The sequence below is a fragment of the Elusimicrobiota bacterium genome (assembly GCA_040757695.1).
Classification (GTDB): domain Bacteria; phylum Elusimicrobiota; class UBA8919; order UBA8919; family UBA8919; genus JBFLWK01.
In genome coordinates this window covers 1-2676 of sequence record JBFLWK010000158.1, presented here as the reverse complement: position 1 = coordinate 2676, position 2676 = coordinate 1, and the positions used below count along the sequence as shown (strand labels likewise).

At 38.9% G+C, this 2676-nt stretch carries 3 protein-coding genes; all 3 read left to right on the top strand.

Annotated elements, in window-relative coordinates; translation table 11 throughout:
* The first annotated feature begins 247 nt into the window (after positions 1-247).
* From AB1349_13535 to mutL, 3 genes are read left to right on the top strand one after another with little or no spacing between them, the layout of a single operon-like run.
* Positions 248-385, top strand: a complete 138-nt coding sequence (locus tag AB1349_13535; protein MEW6558347.1) for a hypothetical protein — start codon at positions 248-250, stop codon at positions 383-385.
* Positions 372-833 (top strand): PilZ domain-containing protein, encoded by a 462-nt coding sequence (locus AB1349_13530; GenBank protein ID MEW6558346.1) that lies wholly within the window; start codon positions 372-374, stop codon positions 831-833. The genes AB1349_13535 and AB1349_13530 overlap by 14 nt, the downstream gene beginning before the upstream one ends.
* Entirely contained in the window at positions 826-2547 is a 1722-nt protein-coding gene (gene mutL, locus AB1349_13525) for a DNA mismatch repair endonuclease MutL (GenBank protein MEW6558345.1), read from the top strand. The genes AB1349_13530 and mutL overlap by 8 nt, the downstream gene beginning before the upstream one ends.
* The last annotated feature ends 129 nt before the right edge of the window (positions 2548-2676 follow it).

Here is a 2676-nt window from a genome sequence, read left to right as displayed (position 1 = left end):
CCCGAATATAAAATTTATTTTTTGTATGCCTTTTGGCATTTGTCATAAGTGTATCATTTTTATACGGTTGTGTCAAGAGCATTTTATTATCGGTAAAATATAAATTTATAGCCGTTTCTCAGGTCGATAGAGCCTGTCCCCAAAAGTCGTAATCGGGGAACACTCGGGAATGACATATAGGAACGGAATGACAGCGAAATGAGATTGTTTCGCGGAGTTTAGCCGGCACTGCGATGCGGGGCTCACAATGACAACGTGTACGGAACTCCTCGTAATGACAACAAAATGGTTGGTTTATATCAGCCATTTTTTTTATTGCTTTTTAGTAAGAAGTTTTGTAAAATTAGTAATTGCGAAAAGGGGTGGTAAAGATGAAAAATATTGAACGCCGAAAATTCAAACGATTCCCGGTCCTATACCGATTAGCAAAACCTGTTCTGTTGCGGTTGGATGGTGAAAAAACAGGAAAAACGGAAGAAGTAATACCGGCAATTATGTCAGACCTGTCAGCTGGCGGAATGGCGATTCTGACATTTTTACCATTGGCTATCTCACCGCTTGGTAAAACATTAATTATCACTTTTGATTTAACAGTGATACAGGGTAATCATGTCAAAGGCAGGGTTGTAAGATGTGAGAATAAAGACGGTTTATATATACTCGGGATTGAGTTCCTGAACCTGCCGGATGATATTTTTGATAAGATAAACCTGATGGCGGATGATTTTGACTCTTGTGAAACAAGAATCCTTTTAGGCGAGAAACCTATCTGCCGGAAAGGCTGCAGGTATTCTGAACACTGTCAGCGACGGGTGAAAGGACATTATGAGTAAGATAAAAATTTTGCCATCAGAACTCGTGAACAAAATCGCAGCAGGTGAAGTAATAGAACGACCTGCATCAGTCGTGAAAGAATTGATAGAGAATGCTATTGATGCAGGTGCAACCTCTATTACTGCAAAAATTGAGGCAAGCGGGAAAAAATTGATAGCCGTTTCCGATAACGGCTGTGGAATGTCAGAATCAGATACAAAAATGTCTGTTGAACGACATTCTACCAGCAAAATCTCGGATATTACCGATTTGGAAAAAATTGCTACATTCGGTTTCCGCGGTGAAGCACTGCCATCTATCGCATCCGTCTCTGAAATGCGAATAATCACCAAAGAAAAGGAAGAGGGAAAAACCACTCCTAACGGTACCGACTTAAAAACCGTTTACGGCAGGACAGCAGAAATAAAACAAACCGGTTGTCCCGTCGGCACAACTGTAGAAGTAAAAAACCTGTTTCAGAACCTGCCTGCCCGACTGAAATTTCTGAAATCGGATACCACTGAACGAAATAAAATTATCTCTGTAATTACTGAATACGCTATTGGGAATTATTATATCGGCTGGCGGCTAATTTCAGACGACCGCGAATTATTTCTCTATCCGCCCGCAGATACGCTCAAGACACGAATCGCACAGGTTTTTGGGACTGAATTCTTAAATGCACTTATTGAACTATACCAAAAACATCCACAAATAAATGTTCACGGATATATCAGCAAACCTGAACTAACTTTTCTATCACGCGACCGAATATTCATTTTTATCAATAACCGACCTGTAAGTTCAAGAATGATTGTTAATGCAATCCGAAACGGCTACTCTACATTTTTAGGTCTGAAAGAAAGCCCGGCAGTTTTTTTGTTTTTAGAACTGTCACCAGAAATGGTGGATGTCAATGTTCATCCAACAAAACGGGAAGTCCGATTCAAAGACGAAAGCGCTATTTTTGGGTTCATACTACAAACAGTCCAACTAACACTTGCAACCGAGCAACGAGTCCCAGAAATTAAACCAACAGAAAAAACTATACCAGACTTCAGTCAGCAAATAACCAAGCCCAGTGAAGTAGAACATAAATTCACACCCGACTTTAGTCGGTCAGAAACTATAGCCACAACCACTTCCACCTTTCCTGAAAAAATAATATCATCTACCGCAAATTTTATCGGTAGATTTGCTGAATTATATATTGTTGCAGAGTATAAAGGCGATATTTTAATCATTGACCAGCACGCTGCACAGGAACGGGTACTATACGAAAAATTTAAACAAACTGCTGATACCAATAAGTTAGAAAAACAGATACTATTATTCCCGGTTAATTTAGAACTATCGCCAAAAGAGTTTGATATACTGTCTCAACTTAAAGACAATTTAGAACAACTCGGGTTTGAAATTCAAGAATTTGGCAAAAACAGTTTTATCGTAAAATCTGTCCCTACAATACTCAGCGAAATACCAGTACTAGATATGGTGAATGAAATCATCCAGCAGAAAAAAGTTGGCAAATTGTCCGACGAGCTCAACGATACTATTATAAAAATCGCCTGTAAAAGTGCCGTGAAATCAGGTGATAAACTTTCTCAGCCAGAAGCAACAAAACTGGTAGACGAACTTTTAGGCTGCGCTAACCCCTACAACTGCCCGCACGGTAGACCTACAATAGTCAAACTCACCAAAGCCGAACTTGACCGAAAATTTCTAAGAAAATGAAAAGCTCAAGATTTGCCATAAGGGATAGGTAAGGTCGGTAAAAGCGAAAATTTTTTTGCAGGGCTTGACACCCTATTATTTTTTTGCTAAAATAGTATTAGTAATATAAATATATTACTAATATACAAT

Coding starts and splice junctions, on each gene's coding strand:
- AB1349_13535 (MEW6558347.1), top strand. CDS start 248: ATGACAACGTGTACGGAACTCCTCGTAATGACAACAAAATGGTTGGTT.
- AB1349_13530 (MEW6558346.1), top strand. CDS start 372: ATGAAAAATATTGAACGCCGAAAATTCAAACGATTCCCGGTCCTATAC.
- mutL (MEW6558345.1), top strand. CDS start 826: ATGAGTAAGATAAAAATTTTGCCATCAGAACTCGTGAACAAAATCGCA.